The sequence below is a fragment of the Saccharopolyspora soli genome, assembly GCF_022678645.1.
In the GTDB taxonomy this organism is placed as follows: Bacteria; Actinomycetota; Actinomycetes; order Mycobacteriales; family Pseudonocardiaceae; genus Saccharopolyspora; species Saccharopolyspora soli.
Genome location: NZ_JALBWV010000022.1, coordinates 65197 through 88148, shown reverse-complemented (window position 1 = coordinate 88148; position 22952 = coordinate 65197). Strand labels below are relative to the sequence as shown.

The 22952-nt window shown below is 68.9% G+C and carries 22 protein-coding genes; 15 read left to right on the top strand and 7 right to left on the bottom strand.

Annotated features, from left to right (window positions below):
• Positions 1 to 11 precede the first annotated feature (11 nt).
• On the bottom strand, positions 12 to 473 hold the full coding sequence (locus MOQ72_RS18535) for a MarR family winged helix-turn-helix transcriptional regulator (protein WP_242185039.1): 462 nt from the start codon (positions 471 to 473) through the stop codon (positions 12 to 14).
• A 100-nt stretch (positions 474 to 573) separates the two neighbouring features.
• Here MOQ72_RS18535 and MOQ72_RS18530 point away from each other — a divergent pair, with 100 nt between their 5' ends.
• From MOQ72_RS18530 to groL, 4 genes are all read left to right on the top strand, one after another.
• Positions 574 to 978 (top strand): DUF5313 family protein, encoded by a 405-nt coding sequence (locus MOQ72_RS18530; protein WP_242185037.1) that lies wholly within the window; start codon positions 574 to 576, stop codon positions 976 to 978.
• A gap of 336 nt (positions 979 to 1314) precedes the next feature.
• The gene (locus tag MOQ72_RS18525) at positions 1315 to 1914 is read left to right on the top strand and encodes a Uma2 family endonuclease (protein WP_242185036.1); all 600 of its coding nucleotides are present in this window, start codon (positions 1315 to 1317) and stop codon (positions 1912 to 1914) included.
• Positions 1915 to 2114: 200 nt separating this feature from the next.
• Positions 2115 to 2405: a co-chaperone GroES gene (groES, locus tag MOQ72_RS18520; protein WP_010316109.1), complete on the top strand. Its 291-nt coding sequence runs from the start codon at positions 2115 to 2117 to the stop codon at positions 2403 to 2405.
• Between the two features lie 120 nt (positions 2406 to 2525).
• A complete protein-coding gene (gene groL, locus MOQ72_RS18515; protein WP_242185034.1) occupies positions 2526 to 4148 on the top strand; it encodes a chaperonin GroEL in 1623 nt (540 codons plus the stop codon).
• 171 nt (positions 4149 to 4319) lie between these two features.
• Here groL and MOQ72_RS18510 read toward each other — a convergent pair whose 3' ends face one another.
• A complete protein-coding gene (locus tag MOQ72_RS18510) occupies positions 4320 to 4625 on the bottom strand; it encodes a WhiB family transcriptional regulator (protein WP_242185032.1) in 306 nt (101 codons plus the stop codon).
• A 197-nt stretch (positions 4626 to 4822) separates the two neighbouring features.
• On the opposite strand from MOQ72_RS18510, the gene MOQ72_RS18505 reads away from it, so the two are divergent.
• From MOQ72_RS18505 to MOQ72_RS18490, 4 genes are all read left to right on the top strand, one after another.
• The gene (locus MOQ72_RS18505) at positions 4823 to 5923 is read left to right on the top strand and encodes a MerR family transcriptional regulator (RefSeq protein WP_242185080.1); all 1101 of its coding nucleotides are present in this window, start codon (positions 4823 to 4825) and stop codon (positions 5921 to 5923) included.
• Positions 5924 to 6221: 298 nt separating this feature from the next.
• The gene (locus MOQ72_RS18500; RefSeq protein ID WP_029536209.1) at positions 6222 to 6818 is read left to right on the top strand and encodes a response regulator transcription factor; all 597 of its coding nucleotides are present in this window, start codon (positions 6222 to 6224) and stop codon (positions 6816 to 6818) included.
• A gap of 453 nt (positions 6819 to 7271) precedes the next feature.
• Positions 7272 to 7844 carry a sigma-70 family RNA polymerase sigma factor gene (locus MOQ72_RS18495; RefSeq protein ID WP_242185029.1) on the top strand — a complete coding sequence of 191 codons (573 nt, stop codon included), beginning with the start codon at positions 7272 to 7274 and terminating at the stop codon, positions 7842 to 7844.
• Positions 7845 to 8927 (top strand): anti-sigma-D factor RsdA, encoded by a 1083-nt coding sequence (locus MOQ72_RS18490; protein WP_242185027.1) that lies wholly within the window; start codon positions 7845 to 7847, stop codon positions 8925 to 8927.
• Between the two features lie 85 nt (positions 8928 to 9012).
• Here MOQ72_RS18490 and MOQ72_RS18485 read toward each other — a convergent pair whose 3' ends face one another.
• Positions 9013 to 9384 carry a DUF5319 domain-containing protein gene (locus MOQ72_RS18485; RefSeq protein WP_242185079.1) on the bottom strand — a complete coding sequence of 124 codons (372 nt, stop codon included), beginning with the start codon at positions 9382 to 9384 and terminating at the stop codon, positions 9013 to 9015.
• 246 nt (positions 9385 to 9630) lie between these two features.
• Between MOQ72_RS18485 and guaB the strand changes: the two genes are divergently transcribed.
• The 4 genes from guaB (at position 9631) to guaA (ending at position 15880) form a co-directional block, all read left to right on the top strand.
• Entirely contained in the window at positions 9631 to 11142 is a 1512-nt protein-coding gene (gene guaB, locus MOQ72_RS18480; protein ID WP_242185078.1) for an IMP dehydrogenase, read from the top strand.
• Positions 11143 to 11271: 129 nt separating this feature from the next.
• Entirely contained in the window at positions 11272 to 12402 is a 1131-nt protein-coding gene (locus MOQ72_RS18475; protein WP_242185025.1) for a GuaB3 family IMP dehydrogenase-related protein, read from the top strand.
• Positions 12403 to 12497: 95 nt separating this feature from the next.
• Complete coding sequence (locus MOQ72_RS18470) at positions 12498 to 14198, top strand: FAD-dependent oxidoreductase (protein WP_242185024.1); 1701 nt, start codon at positions 12498 to 12500, stop codon at positions 14196 to 14198.
• A gap of 86 nt (positions 14199 to 14284) precedes the next feature.
• Entirely contained in the window at positions 14285 to 15880 is a 1596-nt protein-coding gene (guaA, locus tag MOQ72_RS18465) for a glutamine-hydrolyzing GMP synthase (RefSeq protein ID WP_242185022.1), read from the top strand.
• Between the two features lie 176 nt (positions 15881 to 16056).
• Here guaA and MOQ72_RS18460 read toward each other — a convergent pair whose 3' ends face one another.
• The 3 genes from MOQ72_RS18460 to MOQ72_RS18450 form a co-directional block, all read right to left on the bottom strand.
• Positions 16057 to 16950 (bottom strand): glycoside hydrolase family 16 protein, encoded by an 894-nt coding sequence (locus tag MOQ72_RS18460; RefSeq protein WP_242185021.1) that lies wholly within the window; start codon positions 16948 to 16950, stop codon positions 16057 to 16059.
• Positions 16951 to 17166: 216 nt separating this feature from the next.
• Positions 17167 to 17370: a hypothetical protein gene (locus tag MOQ72_RS18455; RefSeq protein WP_242185020.1), complete on the bottom strand. Its 204-nt coding sequence runs from the start codon at positions 17368 to 17370 to the stop codon at positions 17167 to 17169.
• Positions 17363 to 18583, bottom strand: coding sequence for a PspC domain-containing protein (locus MOQ72_RS18450; RefSeq protein ID WP_242185019.1), 1221 nt, complete (start codon positions 18581 to 18583; stop codon positions 17363 to 17365). The genes MOQ72_RS18455 and MOQ72_RS18450 overlap by 8 nt, the downstream gene beginning before the upstream one ends.
• Before the next feature lie 119 nt (positions 18584 to 18702).
• Between MOQ72_RS18450 and MOQ72_RS18445 the strand changes: the two genes are divergently transcribed.
• Both MOQ72_RS18445 and MOQ72_RS18440 read left to right on the top strand, forming a co-directional pair.
• Positions 18703 to 19992, top strand: a complete 1290-nt coding sequence (locus MOQ72_RS18445; protein WP_242185018.1) for an ATP-binding protein — start codon at positions 18703 to 18705, stop codon at positions 19990 to 19992.
• A 37-nt stretch (positions 19993 to 20029) separates the two neighbouring features.
• On the top strand, positions 20030 to 20725 hold the full coding sequence (locus MOQ72_RS18440) for a response regulator (protein ID WP_242185017.1): 696 nt from the start codon (positions 20030 to 20032) through the stop codon (positions 20723 to 20725).
• A 45-nt stretch (positions 20726 to 20770) separates the two neighbouring features.
• Here MOQ72_RS18440 and MOQ72_RS18435 read toward each other — a convergent pair whose 3' ends face one another.
• Complete coding sequence (locus tag MOQ72_RS18435; RefSeq protein WP_242185016.1) at positions 20771 to 21862, bottom strand: DMT family transporter; 1092 nt, start codon at positions 21860 to 21862, stop codon at positions 20771 to 20773.
• Between the two features lie 178 nt (positions 21863 to 22040).
• Here MOQ72_RS18435 and MOQ72_RS18430 point away from each other — a divergent pair, with 178 nt between their 5' ends.
• Positions 22041 to 22937, top strand: coding sequence for a LysR family transcriptional regulator (locus tag MOQ72_RS18430; RefSeq protein ID WP_242185015.1), 897 nt, complete (start codon positions 22041 to 22043; stop codon positions 22935 to 22937).
• Positions 22938 to 22952: the final 15 nt, after the last annotated feature.

Sequence of the window (22952 nt, the reverse complement as noted above, 5' to 3'; positions counted from 1 at the left end):
GCTTCCGCGCGTCACCCGGCGTCGAGGACTCGGCGGGTCGCCGTGATCACCTGGCTCAGCGCGGCGTTGAGCTGCTCCAATTCGGCGACCTGCATGCCGAGCAGTTCGACGACGCGGTACGGGATCTTCTCGGCTTCCGCTCGCAGTTCCCGGCCCTGGTCGGTCAACTCCACCGCGAGCAGTCGCTCGTCCGCGGCGCTGCGCCGTCGATCCAGGTAGCCGATCGCCTCCAAGCGCTTGAGCAGTGGCGACAGCGTGGCCGGGTCGGCCTGCAGGGTGCTGCACAGGTCCTTCACCGATCTCGGCGACTGCTCCCAGAGCGCGAGCATCACGAGGTATTGCGGGTGCGTCAGGTCGAGCGGCGCGAGCAGCGGCCGGTAGAGGGAAATGACGTTGCGCGAGGCGACGGACAGGGCGAAGCACACCTGGCGATCGAGGGCGAGCGGGTCCTCGCCGAGATCGATCGAGCCCATCTGGTCTCCTTCCAACCGGGGTGCCGACTATCACGCTAATGATTAGCGTGCTAAGGATTAGCATATCGGTGTTCTCGGCACCTTCGATGAAGGAGGGGACGTGGCGGACGCTCGACTGATCCGGCCCAATCCGGCGCAGTGGATCTGGTACGCCTTCGGTGGACGACTCCCACAGCGCTGCCGGGAGTGGGTGCTGCACGACGTCACCTGCCGCACCTGGGTGCTGCGGCACCTCGCCCGCAGCCTGGTCCAGATCTCGCCAGGACTGCTGTTCCTGCTGCTGCCCGGACCGCTGTGGATCCCGGCGCTGGCCGTGCTGGGCGGGGTGATCCTGGCGCTTTGGTACTCGCTGTCGTACCTGGAGCACACCAGCGAGTACCGGCTGACCAAGCACGGCTACCCGCTGGGCACCGGCAAGGCGGTGCGCGAGGAGGCGCAGGCCGCCGAGCGTGCCGAACGGGCGCAGCGTTATGCCGAGCTCTACCGCCACCAGCCGGAGCAGTGAGCAACCGGCGGTGGCGACGGCGTCACTTCGGACGCCAGCTCGACCGGGTCGGGGGGCCGGACGGGCCGGGGGGCCGCGCTGGTCGGGGGCGGCGCTCCCACGGCCGGTTCGCGGGTTTCGAGAGGGCTGGCATGCCTGGCAACCTAGGGCACCGAACGGCTTTGGCGTAAACCACCTCGTGGCATTGGTGACATTTCCCGCATGCCGATCTACCTGCGAAGATCACGCACAGCTGATCGTCTGTGACAACACTCCAGGTGGCGGGCCCAGCGCGGCGCGGGGAGTTCGCTTGGCTACGATCGGTAATTGCCGCATTCGGCGTAGTGAGGACTCGCAATGACTGCCGTACCGAACCCGTCATCCCCGGATCCGTTGCCGCGGAGACAGTTGACGGTCGCGGAATACGCCCAGCTCGGCGAGGACGATCGCCACCGCTACGAACTCCAAGAGGGAAACCTGGTCGTGTCGCCGAGCCCAGCGCCGGATCGCATGATCGTGATCGCAAACTTGATCTTGCAGTTCGCTGGGCAGGTCCCGCCTGGCTTCAAGGCCATCCCGGACGTGGACATCGACCTTGAGCTCGCGCCGCCGGGCAAGCCGGGATTCTCGCGTCGTCCGGACCTGGTCGTCGTTGAGCAGACCGCCGCGAAGAGGGTGCGTCAGGAGGGCGGCCTCCTGCGGGCGAGCGAAGTCGCGCTCGTCATTGAGGTCGTCTCACCTGGTTCTCGGCGTACCGATCACGCCATCAAGCGCACCGAGTACGCCGACGCCGGAATTCCGCACTACTGGATCGTCGACCTCGACGAGCCGGTGTCATTGCTCGCTTGCCACCTCGCCGAACCGTTCGGATATCAAGATCCCGGGGACATCACGAGGGAATTCGTCGCGGAGGTGCCGTTCCCGGTGCGCATCCGGTTGGATGAGTTGATGGATTGAGCTGCTCTGGCTGGTTGACCGTCGCTTGCCGACACTCCGACATTCGGGGGATGCGGGTGGTTGTTGAGCGTTGGCACTCTCGTGGGTAGAGTGCTAGCAGAACGGCACCGGAGCGCCCCGGCACCCGCGACGGCGGGGAGCCACGGAGCCGTCTTTTCCCAGACAACGCTTCGAAGGCCCCAGAAGGTGGAGGTCACACCGTGGCGAGCATCAAGCCGCTTGAGGACAAGATCGTGGTCCAGGCGAGCGAGGCCGAGACGACGACTGCGTCCGGCATCGTGATCCCGGACACCGCCAAGGAAAAGCCCCAGGAGGGCAAGGTTCTGGCCGTCGGCCCGGGTCGCGTCGACGACAAGGGCAACCGCATCCCGGTGGATGTCAAGGAAGGCGACGTCGTCATCTACTCCAAGTACGGCGGCACCGAGGTCAAGTACAACGGCGAGGAGTACCTGATCCTCTCCGCCCGCGACGTGCTGGCCGTCGTCAACTGACGTCAGACCACGCGAGCAGTGCCGCCCCGGCGGTCCCGACCGCGGGACCTCCGGGGCGGTCGCACGTTCGGGGCCGAAGCGCCCCAGAAGATCAGGCATCCATGAAGGGCTGTTGGAACCATGGCTAAGCAGATCACCTTCGACGAGCAGGCGCGCCGCGCGCTGGAAAGCGGCGTCAACCAGCTCGCCGACGCGGTGAAGGTCACCCTCGGACCGCGCGGCCGCCACGTCGTGCTGGACAAGCAGTTCGGCGGGCCGCAGGTCACCAACGACGGCGTGACCATCGCCCGTGAGATCGAGCTGAGCGACCCGTTCGAGAACCTGGGCGCCCAGCTCGCCAAGAACGTCGCGACGAAGACCAACGACGTCGCCGGTGACGGCACCACCACCGCCACCGTGCTCGCCCAGGCGCTGGTCCGCGAGGGCCTGCGCAACCTGGCGGCGGGCGCCAACCCGGCGGCGCTGAACAAGGGCGTCCAGGCGGCCACCGACGCCGTGGTGGAGGCCCTCAAGGCCAAGGCCACCCCGGTCAAGGGCCGCGACAACATCGCCCAGATCGCCACCGTCTCGTCCCGGGACGAGGCCATCGGCGCGCTGGTCGGCGAGGCGATGGAGAAGGTCGGCGAGGACGGCGTGATCAGCATCGAGGAGTCCTCGACGCTGGCCACCGAGCTGGAGATCACCGAAGGCGTCCAGTTCGACAAGGGCTTCATCTCCCCGCACTTCGTCACCGACGCGGAGCGGCAGGAGGCGGTGCTGGAAGACGGCCAGATCCTGCTGCACCGGGAGAAGATCTCCAACCTGCAGGAACTGCTGCCGCTGCTGGAGAAGATCGCGCAGAACGGCAAGCCGCTGCTGATCGTGGCCGAGGACGTCGAGGGCGAGGCGCTGTCCACCCTGGCGGTCAACGCGATCCGCAAGACGCTGAAGGTCGTCGCGGTCAAGGCCCCGTTCTTCGGCGACCGCCGCAAGGCGTTCCTGGACGACCTCGCGGTCGCCACCGGCGCCCAGGTGATCGCCCCCGAGCTCGGCCTCAAGCTCTCCGAGGTCGGTCCGGAGGTGCTCGGCGCCGCTCGCCGGGTCACCGTGACCAAGGACACCACGACCATTGTGGACGGCCGCGGCAAGGCCGACGAGGTCAAGGACCGCGCCGAGCAGATCCGCAAGGAGATCGAGGCCACCGACTCCGACTGGGACCGCGAGAAGCTGCAGGAGCGGCTGGCCAAGCTGGCTGGCGGCGTCGCGGTGATCAAGGTCGGGGCGGCCACCGAGACCGAGCTCAAGGAGCGCAAGTCGCGCATCGAGGACGCGGTCGCCGCCGCCAAGGCAGCCGCCGAGGAGGGCAGCGTGCCCGGCGGTGGATCCAGCCTGATCCACGCCGCCAAGGCGTTGGCCGACAACCTCGGCCTCACCGGTGACGAAGCCACCGGCGTGCAGCTGGTGCGCCGCGCGCTGGACGCACCGCTGTTCTGGATCGCCAGCAACGCTGGTCAGGAGGGCGCCGTCGTGGTGTCCAAGGTCCGCGACCTGGACTGGGGCGCGGGCTACAACGCGGCCACCGACGAGTACGGCGACCTGGTCCAGGCGGGCATCGTGGACCCGCTGAAGGTGACCCGCTCCGCGGTCGCCAACGCGGCCTCCATCGCCCGCATGGTGATCACCACCGAGAGCGCGGTCGTGGACAAGCCGGAGGAGCAGCCGGAAGCGGCCGGGCACGGCCACGGCCACGGGCACGGCCACTGAGCTTCGCCTGACGCTGCCCGACCGCAGCACGACGAGATCGGGGCGGCACCCCTTTTTCCGGGTGCCGCCCCGATCTGTCTTCGTCCTGTCCGGAGCCGAATGACGCCCCTCGTAGCCATTCGACTCCGGCGGCCGACCACGGCTAGAACCGCAGCAGCCGACGCAGGCGCATCAGCTGGCTGCAGCAGCCAACTGCTGTCGCTTGCGCGCCTTGATGATCACTTCGCGCTCCGACTCCGACAGCCCGCCCCAGATGCCATACGGCTCCTGCACCGCGAGCGCGTGCGTGCGGCACTGCGCGATTACCGGACAGTGCTGGCACACCTCTTTCGCCTTGGACTCGCGCCGGGCCCGTGCTGGGCCCCGTTCGCCGTCCGGATGAAAGAAGTACGCGCTGTCCATGCCTCGACAAGAGCCCCGTATCTGCCAATCCCAGATATCGGCGTTCGGACCTGGAAGACGTCGAGTGTCCGCCATTGCGACAACCACCTCCCACCGGTGGATCCCCTCCCTGCTGCGGCGGGCCGCCGCAGACTCGCATGATCCAACCGTAAAACCGCGCCAAAACTTGTTCAACCCTTATCGGGTCAAAAGCTGTTCATCATTGGAGTGATCTTTTTGTTTTCAAGATCGACGCCGTGACCGGCTTGCTCTCCAGGGGCCAGAACCGGAACATGTCCCGCGTGACGACGCGGCCGGAACCTGTGCGCGGACAGGACAGCCCCAGCTCGATCGACGATTCGGGGCCGGTCGACAACCCCGATGGCGCTGCGTCGGACGATCAACCGAGGCTCAGCGTTGCCGCGGTGGCCCGACGACTCGGTGTGGCGCCCGCCACGCTGCGCACCTGGGACCGCAGGTACGGGCTTGGCCCCAGCGATCACACCAGCGGCCGACACCGCCGGTACGGCCCGGACGACATCGCGCGACTGGAACAGATGCAGCGCGCACTGCTGCGCGGCGCTTCACCGGCCGAAGCCGCCCGCTACGCGCGCACCGTCGCCGCTCCGCTGCCGCAGCGGTACCCCGACGCGGCCGAGCCGCCGCAGGCCGATGGCTCCGGTGACGGCCCGATGATGTTGTCCGGTGTGCTCGACGGCGCGGGCGACTTCAAGTTGGTCGGCGGCGCCAACACCGGCGGGCGCGGGCTCAAGGTCGCTGGCGCCGGTCCGCGCACGCGCGGGCTGGGGCGGGCGGCGCTCGCGCTGGACTCCTGGTCCGTGCAACGGCTGTTGATCGAGGCGCTGGACTCCGAGGGTGTTGTCGAGACCTGGAACAGCATGCTGCAGCCGGTGCTGCGCGCGGTAAACGAACGACGGCAGCGGTCCGGCTCCGGCATCGAAGTGCTGCAGTTGTTGGTCGACTGCGCCTCCACCGCGCTGCGGTCGGTGATCGCGAACGCGCCGTCCCCGGTCAATCCGCGCCCGGTGGTGCTCGCGCCAGTGCCAGGTGAGGCGCAGGAGCTCGAACTCGTGGCGCTCGCCGCGGCCTTGGCGGCCAACCGCGTCGGACACCGGCTGTTCGGCGCCGCGCTGCCGCGCGAAGGGCTGGCAGCGGCGGTGCGCCGCTCCGCACCCGCTGCCGTGGTGCTGTGGTCGGACCAATCGCATTACGCCTCGCCGCGGGTGCTGGAGGACATCCCGATCACCCGGCAGCGCGCCCGAGCGTTCGTCGCGGGTGCCGGGTGGGCGCAGGAGGCGCTGCCCGCGCACGTGGAACTGCTGGGGTCGTTCGAAACCGCTGTGGCCCGTGTTTCCGAGACCGTTTTGGGCTGATTTACCCCTACTGTGTCTTAAATCACAGTCAGAATCTGCGGGTAGAGTGACAACGTTCGTGCGGACGGGCGAAGATGCGGTCACAACCGAGTGCAATCGGGTGAATACCGCAGGTATGGCGGGTGATTGGCGACTTCACGGGGTAGCGGTCGACCCGTTGCTCCGTTCCGGTGAACCCGACCCCAACGGGGGCGGCGCAAAATTTCTTGACGGATTAAGCACCGGATCGTGTCAAGGTTTTGGCGACTGCGTCCGATAGGGGAGGTGGAACGTCACTCGCCTGCAGGAAGGAGTTCCCGTGACGACGGTCCTGATCTGCGATGACCGACGTAGCGTCCGGGAAGGGCTCACTCGTGTGATGTCTGCTGTTCCCGGAGTGAGCCGGATAGATTGCGTTGCGCACGGTGACGAGCTGTTGGCCCGCTTCTCGCGGCAGGCCGTGGACGTCGTGCTGGTCGGTACCCAGCGCGCCGTACCCAACGGCGTGGAGGCCACTCGACGGCTCGTCTCGGCTCATCCGCAAGCGAACGTGATCGTGTTCGGTGCGCCGGACGACGCGGCCAGCATCGCCGCGGCGATCGCTGGCGGCGCTCGCGGCTACCTCCGCTGGGACGCGTCCCGGCCGGAGTTGGTGGCGGCCTTGGCGCACACGCTGGCGAGCACCTCGGTGCCCGCGCCCCGGCAGCCGTCGGACCCCGGCGTGCAGCTGACCGAGCGCGAGCTCCAAGTGCTCCGGGGTATGAGCCAGGGCAAGAGCAACGGGCAGATCGGCCGGGAGCTCTACCTCTCGGAGGACACGGTCAAGACCCATGCGCGCCGACTGTTCCGGAAGCTGGGCGTGCGCGACCGTGCGCAGGCGGTGGCGCACGGATTCCGCCGCGGCCTCGTCGCGTGATCGGAGCGCACTGGCGGTGTTGCCGAGCCGCCGGTGCTCGACGAGGGCGTTGGCTTCCAGCGAGCTGACGTTGCGAAAGCGGCTGTGGCTCGCACCACTTCGGTGTGGTGCGAGCCACAGCGTCGCTGATCGGGCGAATCGGTCTCAGTCGGTCTGCACAGAACCGGCGCATGCTTCCGGGGCTGCCTCTCCGCCTCGCCGCACAACACGTGTGAAGATCGTCTCCGATCTTCATTCGCGATCCACCAAGATCCCGGTGGCCTGGACAAACGCCACCGGCCCCGGCGTCTGGTAGATGTGAATGTGTGACGATGACGGCCCCCGAACCCCACTCCCTGTTCAACGACCGTCCCTTGCCCGGTACGGTGAGCTCGGCGCGGCGTGCGGCGCACGCGATTTCCGCCAGGCAAATTCGAATCGCTTGAACGCGTAACACCAGGGCTGCTGTCTGCGATGACCAACGTGGGGGACGGGCTGGACGCTCTTGTAAGCGCCGCCGTCGACGGCGATCGTCAGTCGATCGAGCGCTTGCTGGCCGAAATCCGTCCTTTGGTGGTGCGGTACTGCCGCGCCAGAGTCGGACGAAACGAGAGGTCGTTCGCTTCGGCGGACGACGTGGCCCAGGAAGTGTGCCTCGCGGTGCTGACCGCGCTGCCCTCTTACAAGGACCAGGGTCGTCCGTTCCTGGCGTTCGTGTACGGCATCGCCGCGCACAAGGTGGCTGATGCCCACCGTGCGTTGGCTCGCAACCGCTCCGAACCGGTCGCGGACGTTCCGGACACCCCGGAATCCGATGCTGGACCGGAGCAGCGCGCTATGCAGGGTGAGCTTTCGGGCAGGATGGCGCAACTACTTCGCGTCCTTCCGGCCAAGCAGCGGGAGATTCTGCTGCTCCGGGTGGTCGTCGGGTTGTCGGCGGAGGAAACCGCCGAAGCGGTCGGTTCGACGCCGGGCGCGGTGCGCGTGGCACAACACCGCGCGTTGGCCCGGCTGCGAAAGACGCTGTCCGCGGAGGAGGTGGTCTGAATGGCTGAGCGGAAGGGGCCCGACGGGGAGCAGGCGGGACACGACCCTGTCGAGTCCGGCCAGCAGGAGGACCGTTCGAAGAGTGCGGACGAGCGGGACTCGACTCCCGCAGCGGGTTCCGCGGACGAGGGAACGGAACTGAGCGACAACCACCGGGATTCCGACTCGGCCGAGTCTGAAACCACCCACGCCGCAACCGCTAAGCCGGGCGGTGCCGAAGTGCTTGCCTTCCCGCAGCGCTCGGACGACGCTGATGACGAACTGGTCGACTTCGACGACTTCGGCGAAGAACCGATCGACCTCACCGCGCTGCAGTCCGACGACGAGCTGCTCGACGTGCTCGGCGGCACCAACCCGGACGTGGCCGCCTCGACCGCTGACGAGCGCCCCAGCCTGGAAGCGCTGCTGATCGCGTGGCGGCAGGACATCGACGCCGCACCGATCGGTGATCTCGTCGACGTGGACGCCGCCGCTGCGGCGATCGCGGAGGGCAACCGCCCGCGCCGTCGGCTCAAGCGGCGACACCTGGTGCCGGTGGCCACCGCGGCTGCGGTGCTGATGATCACCTTCACCGGGGTCGGCGTGGCCGCTCGTGACGCGCAGCCCGGCGACATGCTGTGGGGCGTGGCGCAGGTGCTCTACACCGACCACACCCGCGCGGTGGTGGCGGCCAGCTCGGCGCGCGAAGACCTGAACACCGCCGAGGGTGCGATCGAGCGGGGCAACCGAAACGCCGCCGAGGCGGCCTTGCGTTCCGCGCAGGAGCAGATGCGGGGCGTTGACGACGAGCACGGGCTGGCCGATCTGCGGGCCGCGCACGCCTCGCTGACCGCGCGGATGGATCGGGACGACCCCCAGCAGAGCTCGCAGCAGCCGGTCTCCCCGACTCCGACGCCGACGACTTCGCCATCGCCCTCGCAACCTCCGGAATCGGCACCCCCGACGGACAGCTCGTCGGTGCCGCCGACTTCGTCGGCGCCGACGGAGACCAGTACCTCGCCGAGCGAGACCAGCGGCAGTTCGGAAAACCCGTCCAGCGGCTGGGGTTCCGGACTCTTCCCGCACAGCAGCAACAACCCCTGATCCAGAACTCCCCGAGCGCTGCGTAGCAGAAGAGGGGTTCCCGAGCCGGGAACCCCTCTTCTGCTGTTCACGCGAAAAGCGCGGGTCAGCGGGTGCTTTCCCGCTCCGTCATGCCGTCCGCATAACCGCGGCAGTACTCCCAGGTGACGTAATCGCTCGGATTCGGGTCGAAGGCTGGCTCGTGCGGACGCATCCGGCCGTCGTGCAGCAGCTGTTCGAGGCTGGCGCGCAACAGCTCCCAGTCGTGGTAGTGGCATTCACCGCAGTCCGCGCAGTCCACCACTATGCCGCGGATCCCACGGGGCTCCAGCAGCGCCTGGTAGACGGCGAGATCGGTCAGATCGGCGAGTAGCTCGGCCCGTTCCTCGTCGCCGATCGGTCGTCCGTCGTCGGCGTCGTGATCACCGAGTGCCATGCTCGGATCTTCCGGGTCACCCGCGAACGGGTCTGGTGGCATCGGATCGTGCGGCACGGCCCGCACGGTACCGGCTGCGTCGACCGAGTGGGGCTGTCGGGGCGGGTTTGGCGCTTCGGTGGTGGCGTGGCCCACGCCTGCGCAGACGTGGCAATCGGGCTCTGACCTGTGGTCTCTATGATTGAGGGAATCCCCGCAGCAGATGCCGCGTTGCACGACGTGATCGCCGAGGACATCCGCCTCAGCGGGTTTGTTGACCACAGCGTGAAGGAAGGCACATCCGCCGCCATGAGCAGCGAACTCACCGCACCCGGCCTCCCCTCGAAGTTCGCGACACTGGGTCTGACCTTCGACGACGTGCTGCTGCTGCCCGACGAATCCGATGTCATCCCCAGCGGGGTCGACACGTCCACCCGGCTCTCCCGCAACATCCGGCTGCGGGTGCCGCTGCTGTCGGCGGCGATGGACACCGTGACCGAAGCGCGGATGGCGATCGCGATGGCCCGGCAGGGCGGCGTCGGCATCCTGCAGCGCAACCTGTCGGTGGAGGAGCAGGCCGCGCAGGTCGAGGTGGTCAAGCGCTCCGAGGCCGGGATGGTCACCGATCCCGTGACGTGCTCGCCGGACGACACCCTCGCCGAAGTGGACGCCCTGTGCGCCCGATTCCGCATCTCCGGTGTGCCGGTGACCGACCCGGACGGCACGTTGGTCGGCATCATCACCAACCGCGACATGCGCTTCGAGGTGGACTTCACCCGCCGGGTGCGCGAGGTGATGACGGCCGCGCCGCTGGTGACCGCGCAGGTCGGCGTCACCGCCGAAGCCGCGCTCGGGCTGCTGCGGCGCAACAAGATCGAGAAGCTGCCGATCGTGGACGGTGCTGGCAAGCTGCGCGGGCTGATCACCGTCAAGGACTTCGTCAAGACCGAGCAGTACCCCAGCGCCACCAAGGACCCGGACGGTCGGCTGCTGTGCGGCGCCGCGGTCGGAGTCGGCGCGGACTCGCACGAGCGCGCGATGGCGCTGGTGGACGCGGGTGTTGACGTGCTCATCGTGGACACCGCGCACGGACACTCCCGCGCGGTGCTGGACACCGTTGGGACCTTGAAGAAGGAACTCGGCAACTCCGTCGACGTCATCGGCGGCAACGTGGCGACCCGCGCGGGCGCGCAGGCGCTGGTCGATGCCGGAGCCGACGCGGTGAAGGTCGGCGTCGGGCCGGGCTCGATCTGCACCACGCGGGTGGTCGCCGGGGTGGGCGTGCCGCAGATCAGCGCGATCTACGAGGCGAGCATGGCCTGCCGCCCGGCGGACGTGCCGCTGATCGGCGACGGCGGGATCCAGTACTCCGGGGACATCCCGAAGGCGATCGCGGCCGGTGCGAGCAGCGTCATGCTGGGCAGCCTGCTGGCCGGGACCGCCGAGTCGCCGGGGCAGCTGGTGCTGGTCAACGGCAAGCAGTTCAAGGTCTACCGGGGCATGGGTTCGCTGGGCGCGATGCAGTCGCGGGGCCAGGGCAAGTCGTACTCCAAGGACCGCTACTTCCAGGACGACGTGCTCTCCGAGGACAAGCTGGTGCCGGAGGGCATCGAGGGCCGGGTGCCCTTCCGCGGACCGCTGGCGCAGGTCGTGGACCAGCTGATCGGCGGGCTGCGTTCGGGCATGGGCTACACCGGCTCCACCACCATCGCGGAGCTGCAGGACGCGAAGTTGGTGCGGATCACCGCAGCGGGGCTCAAGGAGAGCCACCCGCACGACATCACCATGACCGTCGAGGCTCCGAACTACACCACGCGTTGACGCTGATCTCCCGCGAAATCGACCGCGGGGCTCGGCCGCGGAGGGTTGGGCATGCCCCCGTTGCACGTCACCCGGATGCCGTAGAGACAATGATTCGTTGGACAGCTGTGCGGCGAGGAGGGACCGACGGTGCGGGATCAGGTTGAGATCGGCATGGGCCGGACGGCCATGCGCGGCTACGACTTGGACGACGTGGAGATCGTGCCGTCCCGGCGGACCCGGTCGTCGAAGGACGTTTCGCTGTCCTGGCAGATCGATGCGTACCGCTTCGACATCCCGCTGGTGACGCACCCGACCGACGCGATCGTCTCGCCCGCCACCGCGGTCCGCATCGGCGAGCTCGGCGGTCTTGGCGTGCTCAACGCCGAGGGCCTGTGGGCGCGGCACGAGAACGTCGAGGAGAAGCTGTTCGAGGTGGTGCGCGCTGCCGAGGAGAACAGCGATCCAGAGGCAGCGATCCGGCTCTTGCAGCAGTTGCACGCCGCGCCGATCCGGCTCGACCTGCTCGCGACGGCGCTGAAGCAGATCAAGGACTCCGGTGTCACCGTGGCCGCTCGGGTCAGCCCGCAGCACGCCGAGGAGCTGACCCCGGACGTGCTCGCGGCCGGGGTCGAGATGCTGGTCGTGCAGGGCACCATCATTTCCGCCGAGCACGTGGCCCGCGACGGCGAGCCGCTGAACCTGAAGCGGTTCATCGCCGAACTCGACGTGCCGGTGATCGCGGGTGGGGTCGGCGACTACCGGACCGCGATGCACCTGATGCGCACCGGTGCGGCCGGGGTGATCGTCGGCTTCGGCCAGTCCCGCGCGGCGACCACCACCCAGGTGCTGGGCATCGGGGTGCCGATGGCCACCGCGATCGCTGACGCGGCCGCGGCCCGTCGCGACTACCTCGACGAAACCGGCGGTCGCTACGTGCACGTGATCGCCGATGGCGGCCTTTCGTACTCCGGGGACATCGCCAAGGCGATCGCCTGTGGTGCGGATGCCGTGATGCTCGGCGAGGCGCTCACGGAGTCGGCCGAGGCGCCCGCGCAGGGCTACTACTGGACTTCGGCTGCTGCGCACCCGAGCCTGCCGCGCAGCGAGATCGTCGGTTTCGCGGGTTCCGGCGCGGACTTGGACCAGCTGCTGTTCGGCCCGAGCAGCGACCCGTACGGCACCCTGAACCTCTTCGGCGGCCTGCGCCGAGCGATGGCGAAGACCGGCTACCGGGAACTCAAGGAGTTCCAGAAGGTCGGCCTCATGCTCCGCGGCTGAACCGGACAGTCCCGGCAGAACTGCCACTTCGGTGTCGGTGCAGCCGCGTCGCGAGCTCTAGCTACTGGTGAGTAGTTACGGCTACTCTGTCGCGCATGGCTGGACGTGAGCAGGACACCGATTTCGACGTGGTCGTCATCGGTTCCGGGTTCGGCGGCAGTGTGGCCGCGCTGCGCCTGACCGAGAAGGGCTACCGCGTCGCGGTGCTCGAAGCCGGTCGTCGATTCGCCGACGACGAACTGCCGCAGACGTCCTGGGACCTCCGGAAGTTCCTCTGGGCACCCCAGCTCGGCTGCTTCGGGATCCAGCGGATCCACCTGCTGCGCAACTGCCTGATCCTCGCGGGGGCGGGCGTTGGCGGCGGCTCGCTGAACTACGCCAACACCCTCTACCGACCGCTGGCGCCGTTCTACCGGGACCCGCAGTGGGCGCACATCACCGACTGGGAAACCGAGCTCGCCCCGCACTACGACCAGGCCACCCGGATGCTCGGCGTCGTGGCGAACCCGACCGAAACCCCGTCGGACGTGGTCATCAAGCAGGTCGCGGAGCGAATGGGCGTCGGCGAGACCTACCACCGGACACCGGTCGGGGTGTACTTCGGCAAGGCGGGGCAGACCGACGCCGACCCCTTCTTCGGTGGCGCCGGGCCCGCGCGCACCGGCTGCACCGAATGCGGTGCCTGCATGACCGGCTGTCGCGTCGGCGCGAAGAACACGCTGGTCAAGAACTACCTGTATCTGGCCGAGGTCGGCGGCGCCCAAGTCTTCCCGATGACCACGGTGACCAGGCTCGCGCCGGGCGCCGACGGCCGGTGGCGCATCGCGTCGGTGCGCACCGGGGCGAAACTGGCCAGGCAGCCCCGGATCTTCCGCGCCGACCAGGTCGTGGTCGCGGCAGGCACCTGGGGCACCCAGAACCTGCTGCACCGCTGCCGGGAGCGCGGCGATCTGCCGCAGTTGTCCGGACGGCTCGGGCGACTCACCCGGACCAACTCCGAGTCGATCATCGGTTCGCAACTGCTGCGGCTGGACCCGGCCCGCGACTTCTCCACCGGCGTGGCCATCACGTCGTCGTTCCACCCGGACGACGACACGCACATCGAGCCGGTGCGCTACACCAAGGGCGCCAACGCGATGGGTCTGCTGCAGACCCTGGCGACCAGGGGCGGTACGTCGGAGTCGCGTTGGAAGCAGTGGTGGCGGTCCGCGCGGCAGCACCCGTTGCGGACGTTGCGCATGCTGTCGGTCAAGAACTGGAGCGAGCGCACGCTGATCCTGCTGGTCATGCAGAGCTTGGACAACTCGCTGACCACCCGGCTCAGGCGGCGCTTCGGCAAGTCCCGCCTGACCTCGCGGCAGGGGCACGGCGCACCCAACCCGACGTTCATCGCCGCCGGTGAGCAGGCCAACGAGCTGGCCGCCGAGCAGATCGGCGGGATCGCCGGCGGCACCTGGGGCGAGCTGTTCGACATCCCGCTGACCGCGCACTTCCTAGGTGGCTGTCCGATCGGGGAGAGCGTCGAGCAAGGCGTCATCGACCCGTACCACCGGGCGTTCGGCTACCCGACGATGTCCATCGTGGACGGTTCGGCGGTCACCGCGAACCTCGGCGTCAACCCGTCGCTGACGATCGCCGCGCAGGCGGAGCGGGCGTTCTCGATGTGGCCCAACAAGGGCGAGGCGGATCCCCGGCCCGACCAGCGCGCCGACTACCGCCGAGTGTGGCCGGTCGCCCCGAAGTCCCCAGCGGTCCCGGCCACTGCTCCGGCGGCGCTGCACCTCCCCCTCGTGTGACGGCGCGCGGTCAGGGTCGGTGCCGCTGTGGCCTCGGTTACCTGGGACAATGGGTGTAGCCGCTCTCGCCAGGAGGTTTCGACGACGTGTCCGGTACCGCAAGCAACAGGGTCGCCGATCGCCAGGGGCCGGTGCTCGTTGTCGACTACGGCGCCCAGTACGCCCAGCTGATCGCGCGGCGGGTGCGGGAGGCGCAGGTCTACTCCGAGGTGGTCCCGCACGACGCCTCGGTCGAGGAGATCGTGCGGCGCAACCCGGCCGCCATCGTGCTCTCCGGCGGTCCGGCGAGCGTCTACGCCGACGACGCGCCGCAGGTGGACGCGGCGCTGTTCAACGCCGGTGTCCCGGTCTTCGGCATCTGCTACGGCTTCCAGGCGATGACTTCCGCGCTCGGTGGCACGGTGGAGCACACCGGCACCCGCGAGTACGGCCGCACCGAGCTGGAGATCAGCGGTGACGGCGGTTTGCTGCACGCGGAGCTGCCCGGTCACCACCCGGTGTGGATGAGCCACGGCGACTCGGTCAGCAAGGCCCCGGAGGGCTTCGCCGTCACCGCTGGCACCAAGGACACCCCGGTCGCCGCCTTCGAGAACGTCGAACGCCAGTTGGCCGGTGTGCAGTACCACCCCGAGGTGGTGCACTCGCCGCACGGCCAGGAGGTGCTGCGGCGGTTCCTGCACGAGATCGCCGGAGTCCGCCCGCAGTGGACCACTTCGTCCATTGTGGACGAAACGGTGGCCGCGATCCGCGAGCAGATCGGTGACCGGCGGGCGATCTGCGCGCTGTCCGGCGGCGTGGACTCGGCAGTGGCCGCCGCGCTGGTGCACCGTGCCATCGGCGAGCAGCTGACCTGCGTGTTCGTCGACCACGGCCTGCTGCGCTCCGGGGAGCGCGCCCAGGTGGAGCGCGACTTCGTCGCGGCCACCGGGGTCCGGTTGGTCACCATCGACGCGGTGGACCGGTTCCTCGGCGCGCTCAGCGGTGTCACCGACCCCGAGGAGAAGCGCAAGATCATCGGTCGGGAGTTCATCCGGGTCTTCGAGCAGGCCGCCCGCGACCTGCAGGCCGAGGCGGGTGCGGCTGGTGAGCAGATCGACTTCTTGGTCCAAGGCACGCTCTACCCAGACGTCGTCGAGTCCGGTGGCGGCTCCGGCGCGGCGAACATCAAGAGCCACCACAACGTCGGCGGCCTGCCGGACGACCTGCAGTTCGAGCTGGTCGAACCGCTGCGCGCGCTGTTCAAGGACGAGGTGCGCCGGGTCGGGCTGGAGTTGGGCCTGCCGGAGACGATCGTGCACCGGCAGCCGTTCCCCGGACCGGGGTTGGGCATTCGGATCATCGGCGAGGTGACCGCGGACCGGCTCGCGACGCTGCGCGCGGCCGACTCGATCGCCCGCGAGGAGCTGACCACCGCTGGCCTGGACCGCGACATCTGGCAGTGCCCGGTGGTGTTGCTGGCGGACGTCCGCTCGGTCGGGGTCCAAGGCGACGGCCGCACCTACGGGCACCCTGTGGTGCTGCGCCCGGTGTCCAGCGAGGACGCGATGACCGCGGACTGGACCCGGTTGCCGTACGACGTGTTGGAGCGGATCTCCACCCGCATCACCAACGAGGTCGCGGACGTCAACCGGGTAACCCTGGACGTCACGTCGAAGCCCCCGGGCACCATCGAGTGGGAGTGAATCACCGGGGACGCGGTGCGAAAGCGCGTCGAAGCGAACCACACTTCGTCGCACCGCAAATAGACGAGGACGAGGTGAGGGGCACCTGTGACCAACTTACTTGGTCACAGGTGCCCCTCACTCCTCACCTGAATGGGGTCGTGAGTGCGAAAACCGGCTGGAACCGGCTTTCGCGCTCACGGCTGTTCGACGCGGACCCAGTCGACGAGGTAGCGGACATTGCCCGCAGCGATCTTGTCCACTGTGGACTGCGGTAGGCCGAAGTACGGTTCGGTGACGCCGTTGACGGCGTTCGGATAGACGCCGCCGAGCGCCAGGTTCAGGATCATGAACTGGGGGTCGTCGAACACCCAGGTCCAGCCGTTGGACTGCATCTCCTGCTTGGTGATCCGGTAGGTCTCGGTGTCGTCGACGAAGAAGGTGAACCCCTCCGGCGTCCAGTCCACCCGGTACACGTGCCAGTCGGCCGGATCCTTGCCCTCGAAGTTCTGCTGCCCGGCGATCGGGGTGTCGCCGTTGTACTCCGGGCCGTGCATCGCCACGCTGGTCCACGGCTCGCCGACGTGTTCCATCACGTCGACCTCGCCGCACTGCGGCCACGGTTTGCCCGCGTCGATGTTCGCGCCCAACGACCAGAACGCTGGCCACAATCCGGATCCCGTTGCGTTCTCGGGGAGTTTGATGCGCGCGGAATAGCTGCCGTAGGTGAACTCGACCTTGTCCTGGGTCTTGATCCGGCCGGAGACGAAGTCGTAGGTCTGGCCGTCCGGGGCCTGGTGGCCGGGTGCGTACCGGGCGTGCAGGGCCAGCGCGCCGTTGCTCGCGCCGGTCGCCGGGTCCGGATCGAGGTAGATGGTCTCCGGCGAGTCGACGTATGCCTGCTGTTCCTGGTTCACCGTGCCGAAGTTCTCACCGGTGACGTCGACCGTCCACTTCGAACGGTCCAGCTCGGTGCCGGAGAAGTCGTCGAAGAACACCTCGGCACGAGGTGCGGCGCCCGCTTCGAAGAGCAGGAGCGTGGTCAGCAACGCGAACGCGGTGCCGATCGCGAGCAGTCGTCGGGGGGCCATGACAGCTCCTTCGGGGGTAGGGGCGCACAGCGGATCGATCAAGTATCAGCACAGTTGACGTGGCCGATCCCGAACTTGGCGGGTTTTCGAAATTTCCCGTTAAATCCAGTCGTGAGCGCGCAACCGGGCTGGAGCCCACTTACCCCAGTCGGGTGAGGAGTTCACCTGTGCTGCCGCGAAATGCGGTTCGCGGCAGGCTGGCTGCGCATTCACGCGTCAGTGGTCTCGGCGGGTTCGGAATGACACGATCAGCATGCCGATGCCGATCCCGACCGCGGTTACCGCGAGCAGCCATTGCAGGTTGCCGCCGAAGCCGAGCAGCACGCCGCTGGCGATGGCGACCGAGAGCAGACCGGCGATCAGCGTGACCATGTCGGGGCCGTCCCGGTCCGGGCGGCGGGTGGTTTCCTCGTCAGCCACGGACGACCTCCACATCTCCGGTACCAACCACCAGGTCGAGAACGATGCGCCCGCCACCAGGACCGTCCGCGCCGTTGTCGACGACGGAGCGCTCCACCGACGAGCCGTCCGCTGAAACGTCCAAGCAGTTCACGGAGCCCAACTCCGACAAGCACCGAACCTGCAGATCCGCTTCGGGGGGCGCGTGCACGGTGATGTCGCCTATCCCGACGTTGGCGCCGGTGCGCAGTTCCTGGCCGTCTGCCATCCGCAGGTCCTGCAGGTCGAGCATGATGGAACCGGCCGACTTCTGGTAGCGCGGCGCGACGTTCTCGATCGAGGTGGGCCGGATCTCCACGTCCCCCACGTCTCCGCTGAATCCGGTCGACGCGCCGAGCACCATCGCCAGCGCGCCAACCGGGACCGCGGCCCAGATCAGCCCACGCCCACCGCGCAGGAACGCGCCGACGACCATGCCGAGGCCGAGCACGCCCAACGCGATTGCCAGCGCGGTGCCCAGGCTCGCACCCAGCGTGGTGGCCAGGCCCGCGAAGAACGCGGCCACCGCCAAGGCCACGAAGCTGATCCAGCGACGTCGCGGGCGTCGTGGCTGGGCATCCTCCGGTTCGTCGGGCTCGGGCAGGTCCCAGGCGAACGGAGCAGCGCCGAGCGGGTCCCAGGTGGGCGGCGCCTGCTGCGAGGACTCGCCAACCGGGGCATCGGTCGAGGTGCCGCCGGGGTAGACCCAGGTGTTCTCGCCCACCGGAGTCGCCACCGGTCGGGTGGTGCTCGGCGCTGCGGTGGCCAGTGCCATGCCCTTCTCGCCGTAGTTGCGGTGCAACATGTAGAGCGCGCCGAGGCCGACCGCCAAGCCGATGATGGCTGGCGAGGTCGTCAGCCAGAACACGCCCGGTATCAACAGCAGCACGAGCACCACGGCCGCCCTGGTGGAGGTCGGCTGTCGGATCGGCTCGGTCGAGCCGGGCACCGGGTCGCCCTCCCTCGGGAACAGCAGCCACCCGAGCAGGTAGAGCACCAGACCGGCACCGCCGTAAACGGTGGCCAGGACGAAGGCGACTCGTACCAGGATCGGATCGACGCCGTACCGCAGGCCGATGGCCGCCGACACCCCTCCCAACTTGCCACCGTTGCGCGGTCGCACCGGGCGGGTCGCCCAGAAGTCGCGCAGGGTGTCCTCGATACCGGCGAAACCGGATCGCTTCGTGCTGCTCATGGCTACCACTATCGGATTCCGCTGCGCCCGATCGCATCAGGGACGCCCCTGAGACCGCCCGGAAAGTCAGGGACGGTCCCTGATGCCCGCGCCCGCGCGACCGTGTGACCATCAATGCTGTGAAGGCCCGGTACAAGCGGAAACGGACTCGTGCGGCACCGCCGGAATCGACGCACCCGCCGAACACCGCGTTCCCGCAGTTGCGCCGACGGCGCACCGGGCGACTGCTCGCGGGGGTGGCCGGTGGCGTGGCCGACCACCTCGGTCTGCCGGTGCTCTGGGTGCGGGGTGCCTTCGCGATACTCGCCGCGTGCGCCGGGGCGGGAATCCTGGCCTATGCGCTGCTCTGGGTTTTCGTGCCGCAGGGCACGGGCTCCGAACGCCCGGTGTCGGTCAAGGAGCGCCAGCAGGGTTTCGGCATGATCCTGCTCGGCGTCGGCGCGCTGGTGGCGGTCGTTTCCCTGGTGTCGATGTCGGCGTGGCTCACCGCGCCGCTGGTGGTGGTGTTGGTCGGCGCCGCGGTGGTCTGGCGGGAAGCCGACGAATCGCAGCGCCGCCGATGGCGGCAGGGCGCGCGATCCGGCGTGGTCGGAGTGCTGCTCGGCGGTGGCGGCCGGTCCGCGTTGGTGCGCATCTTCGCCGGGGCGGCGCTGGTGGTCGTGGGCATCGTGGTCTTCCTGGCGGGGCGGGCCGCGATCGACGACGTCAGCTTCGCGCTGCTGGCCGTCGCCGCCACGCTGATCGGTGTCGCGGTGCTCACCGTGCCCTGGTGGGTGCGCCTGGTGCGCGATCTCAACGTCGAGCGGGCCAGCCGGATCCGTTCCCAGGAGCGCGCCGAGATCGCCGCGCACCTGCACGACTCGGTGCTGCAGACCCTCGCGCTGATCCAGAAGCAGGCCGACTCCGAGCGCGAGGTGCGTCGTCTGGCGCGGGGGCAGGAGCGCGAGCTGCGGAACTGGCTCTACGGTCCGGACGGCTACGGTTCGCCGCGCCGGTCGGCGGCCGATGACGCGCCGGCCACCACGTTCTCCGCCGAGCTGACCCGGATCTGCGGCGAGGTCGAGGACGCCTTCGCCGTCAAGGTTCAGCAGGTGGTTGTCGGTGACTGCGACGTCGACGAACGGCTGGTCGCGCAGCTGGCTGCGGCTCGCGAGGCGGTCGTCAACGCCGCCAAGCACGCCGGGGTCGCGGAAGTCAGCGTCTACGCGGAGGTGGAGTCCGAACAGGTCTCGGTGTACGTCCGGGACCGGGGCGCCGGGTTCGACCCGGACGCCGTCCCCGACGACCGGCACGGCCTGGCCGACTCGATCCGGGGCCGCATGCAGCGGCACGGCGGTCGGGTCAAGGTGCGCACCTCGCCCGGCTCGGGTACCGAGGTGCAGATGGAAATGCCCAGGGCAGCGGCATGAACTCACGTACGCTACCGGGCGAGCCCAGCGATGGAGGATGTTGATCGTGACCGGTGAAGCGACTGCCGACGTCAGCGAATCCCGGCCGGTCCGGGTGTTCCTGGTCGACGACCACGCGTTGTTCCGCGCCGGGGTGCGCGCCGAGCTCGCCGCGGCGGCCGACCAGGTCGAGGTGGTCGGCGAGGCCGGGTCGGTGGCCGAGGCGGTTGCCGGGATCAGCCACTACCAGCCCGAGGTGGTGCTGCTCGACGTGCACATGCCCGACGGCGGCGGTGCCGAGGTGCTGCGCCAGGTGCGCAGCCAGAACACCGGCGTGGTGTTCCTGGCGCTGTCGGTGTCGGACGCCGCCGAGGACGTCATCGCGGTGATCCGGGGCGGTGCGCGGGGGTATGTCACCAAGACCATTTCCGGGCGCGATCTCGCGGACGCGATCGAGCGGGTGCGGGCCGGTGACGCGGTTTTCTCGCCGCGGCTGGCGGGTTTCGTGCTGGACGCCTTCTCGGAGGGCCCGAACTCGGCGCCGGTCGGTGACCCGGAGCTCGACCTGCTGACGCCGCGGGAGCGCGAAGTGCTGCGGCTGCTGGCGCGTGGTTACGCGTACAAGGAGATCGCGTCGGAGCTGTTCATCTCGGTGAAAACGGTGGAGACGCACGTCTCCAGCGTGCTGCGCAAGACGCAGCTGTCGAACCGCTACGAACTCTCCCGTTGGGCCTCCGACCGCCGCCTGGTGTGAACCCGAACTTTCGGTGCGCCGCGCACCCGCTGGCATGCGGTCGCGTCACTTCCTCGGGTTGCTGTTGGCCAAGTCGGCGTAGAGCTGGGAACCGCGCATCAGGGCGAGGCGGAACCGGGCCCACCGGCTCAGCGGCCCGATCGGCGGGAGTTCCGAGGTTCGCGTCGCCAGCTCGACGCTGCTCGCGGCATCTCCGGTGCGGGTTCGGCCAGACATGTCGTCCTCCTGATCCAGGGTGCGAACTTCAGTTGTGCCAACGGTTTTCGAAGCGGGTGTGCGACGGGTCAGCGCGACGCCGAGCAGCACGATCGCCATGCCCAGCAGGATTCGCAGGCCCAGTTCTTCGCCGAGCAGCAGCCAGCCGAGCAGCACCGACACGATCGGCATCAGATAAGCCACGGTGGATGCGGTCGTCGCACCCTCGTCGCTGATGATCCGGTAGTTCAACGCGAAGGCGATTCCGGTGCCGAAGATGCCCAGCACCGCGATGGCGAGCAGCCCGAGCGGTGCCCAGCGAACCGCCTGCAGGCCGTCCAGCGGCAGCGCCAGCAGCGCGTAACCCGTGGCGGCGATCATCTGCATCGCGGCCAGGGTCAGCGGCGGAAGGCCGTGGCCGCTGGTCAAATTCCGTCCGATGTAGACATATCCGATCCCGTAGCTGACCGCGGCACCCAAGCAGGCGAGCACACCCCAGCTGAGCAGGCCGCCGCCCTGCCACGGCGCGAAGATCAGCAGCACGCCGAGGAATCCCAGCAGCAGTCCGGAGAGCCGGGCGGGTGGCATCGCCTCGCGGCCGACGAACAGCCCGAACAACACCGTCCAAAGCGGCGTCGTCGCGTTGAGCACGCCGGTCAGGCCGGAGTCCACGGTCTGTTCTCCGAGGCCGAACAACACCCACGGCAGGGCGCTGCCGAACAGTGCGGCAACCGCGATGTGCCGCCACAGCCCGCGGTCGCGGCTCAACCGCAGGCCGCGCAACGCGCACAATGCCAGCAGGACCAGGGCACCCAGGACGATGCGCAGCAGTGCGATCTGGGTAGCCGAAAGCGCGTTCAGGCCGAGCTTGATCAGCAGGAAGCTGGATCCCCACAGCAGTGCCAACACGCCGAGCCGGACGTAATTGGTCGGGTTGTTCATGTCCTCTCCGGTCTTGTGGGACACCCCGCGGTCGGGGTGTCAGTCCGCCGGGACGGTAGGTCGCCGATGTTTCGGTACCTGCCGAACCGATCGCCGCTTTCCACGTTGCGCCAATCAAGGCATAAGGACAAGTGAATTTAAATCAACCGATCTTTCAGATCTGCTGTATCGTCGGGGCATGCTGGACGTACGTCGGATGCAAGTGCTGCGCGCCGTGGTCACCAGCGGCTCGGTCAGCGCGGCGGCAGCGAATCTCGGATACACCCCGTCCGCGATCAGCCAACAGCTGTCCACCCTGGAGAAGGAGGCGGGCACCCCGCTGCTGGAGAAGGTCGGGCGCGGGCTCAAGCCGACCCCGGCTGGCACGCTGCTGGCCGAGCGAGCCGGTCAGATCGCCGAGCTGCTCAGCGGCACCGAAGCGGAACTGGCCGACATCCGGGCCGGGCGAACCGGGCTGCTGCGGGTGCGGTTCTTCCACACCGCCAGCGTTGGGCTGATCCCGCCCGCGGTCGCCAAGTTCCGCGCCGAGCATCCCGAGGTACAACTGGACCTGCGGATGCAGGAGGTCGGACTGCTCGACGACGTAGCCGCGGGCGAGGCCGACCTCGCGATCATCGTGGTGGGTCGCACCGCGCCCGAGCGGCGCGGCGTGCGGTTCGTGCACCTCACCGACGACCCCTACCGCGTGGTGCTGCCGAAATCGCATCCGATGGCCGACCAGGAGTGCGTCGGCCTCGCCCAGTTGGCCGGTGATTCCTGGGTGAACAGCGCCTTGACCAGCGACGACATTTGCTCGTTGTTGCTGCGGGACGCCTACGCCAGCGCCGGGTTCACCCCCAAGGTGGTCCTGGAGACCGACGGCAGCTATTCCGCGCAGGGCTTCGTGGCCGCCGAACTCGGAGTCGCGCTGGTCCCGCGCCTAGGTCTCGACGTCGTGCATCCCGGCGTGGTCGTGCGGCCGGTGCGGCATCCGGAGCCGGTGCGCCGCCTCTACGTCGCGGTGCGCGAAACGGTGGCCGACCGCCCGGCCACCCGGTCCCTGTTGAACACCCTCTTGGAGATCGCGCGCGAATGAACACCTCGTGAGTGC

Coding starts and splice junctions, on each gene's coding strand:
- MOQ72_RS18535 (WP_242185039.1), bottom strand. CDS start 473: ATGGGCTCGATCGATCTCGGCGAGGACCCGCTCGCCCTCGATCGCCAG.
- MOQ72_RS18525 (WP_242185036.1), top strand. CDS start 1,315: ATGACTGCCGTACCGAACCCGTCATCCCCGGATCCGTTGCCGCGGAGA.
- groL (WP_242185034.1), top strand. CDS start 2,526: ATGGCTAAGCAGATCACCTTCGACGAGCAGGCGCGCCGCGCGCTGGAA.
- MOQ72_RS18510 (WP_242185032.1), bottom strand. CDS start 4,625: ATGGCGGACACTCGACGTCTTCCAGGTCCGAACGCCGATATCTGGGAT.
- MOQ72_RS18505 (WP_242185080.1), top strand. CDS start 4,823: ATGTCCCGCGTGACGACGCGGCCGGAACCTGTGCGCGGACAGGACAGC.
- MOQ72_RS18495 (WP_242185029.1), top strand. CDS start 7,272: ATGACCAACGTGGGGGACGGGCTGGACGCTCTTGTAAGCGCCGCCGTC.
- MOQ72_RS18490 (WP_242185027.1), top strand. CDS start 7,845: ATGGCTGAGCGGAAGGGGCCCGACGGGGAGCAGGCGGGACACGACCCT.
- MOQ72_RS18485 (WP_242185079.1), bottom strand. CDS start 9,384: ATGCCACCAGACCCGTTCGCGGGTGACCCGGAAGATCCGAGCATGGCA.
- guaB (WP_242185078.1), top strand. CDS start 9,631: ATGAGCAGCGAACTCACCGCACCCGGCCTCCCCTCGAAGTTCGCGACA.
- MOQ72_RS18470 (WP_242185024.1), top strand. CDS start 12,498: ATGGCTGGACGTGAGCAGGACACCGATTTCGACGTGGTCGTCATCGGT.
- MOQ72_RS18460 (WP_242185021.1), bottom strand. CDS start 16,950: ATGGCCCCCCGACGACTGCTCGCGATCGGCACCGCGTTCGCGTTGCTG.
- MOQ72_RS18450 (WP_242185019.1), bottom strand. CDS start 18,583: ATGAGCAGCACGAAGCGATCCGGTTTCGCCGGTATCGAGGACACCCTG.
- MOQ72_RS18440 (WP_242185017.1), top strand. CDS start 20,030: ATGTTGATCGTGACCGGTGAAGCGACTGCCGACGTCAGCGAATCCCGG.
- MOQ72_RS18435 (WP_242185016.1), bottom strand. CDS start 21,862: ATGAACAACCCGACCAATTACGTCCGGCTCGGCGTGTTGGCACTGCTG.
- MOQ72_RS18430 (WP_242185015.1), top strand. CDS start 22,041: ATGCTGGACGTACGTCGGATGCAAGTGCTGCGCGCCGTGGTCACCAGC.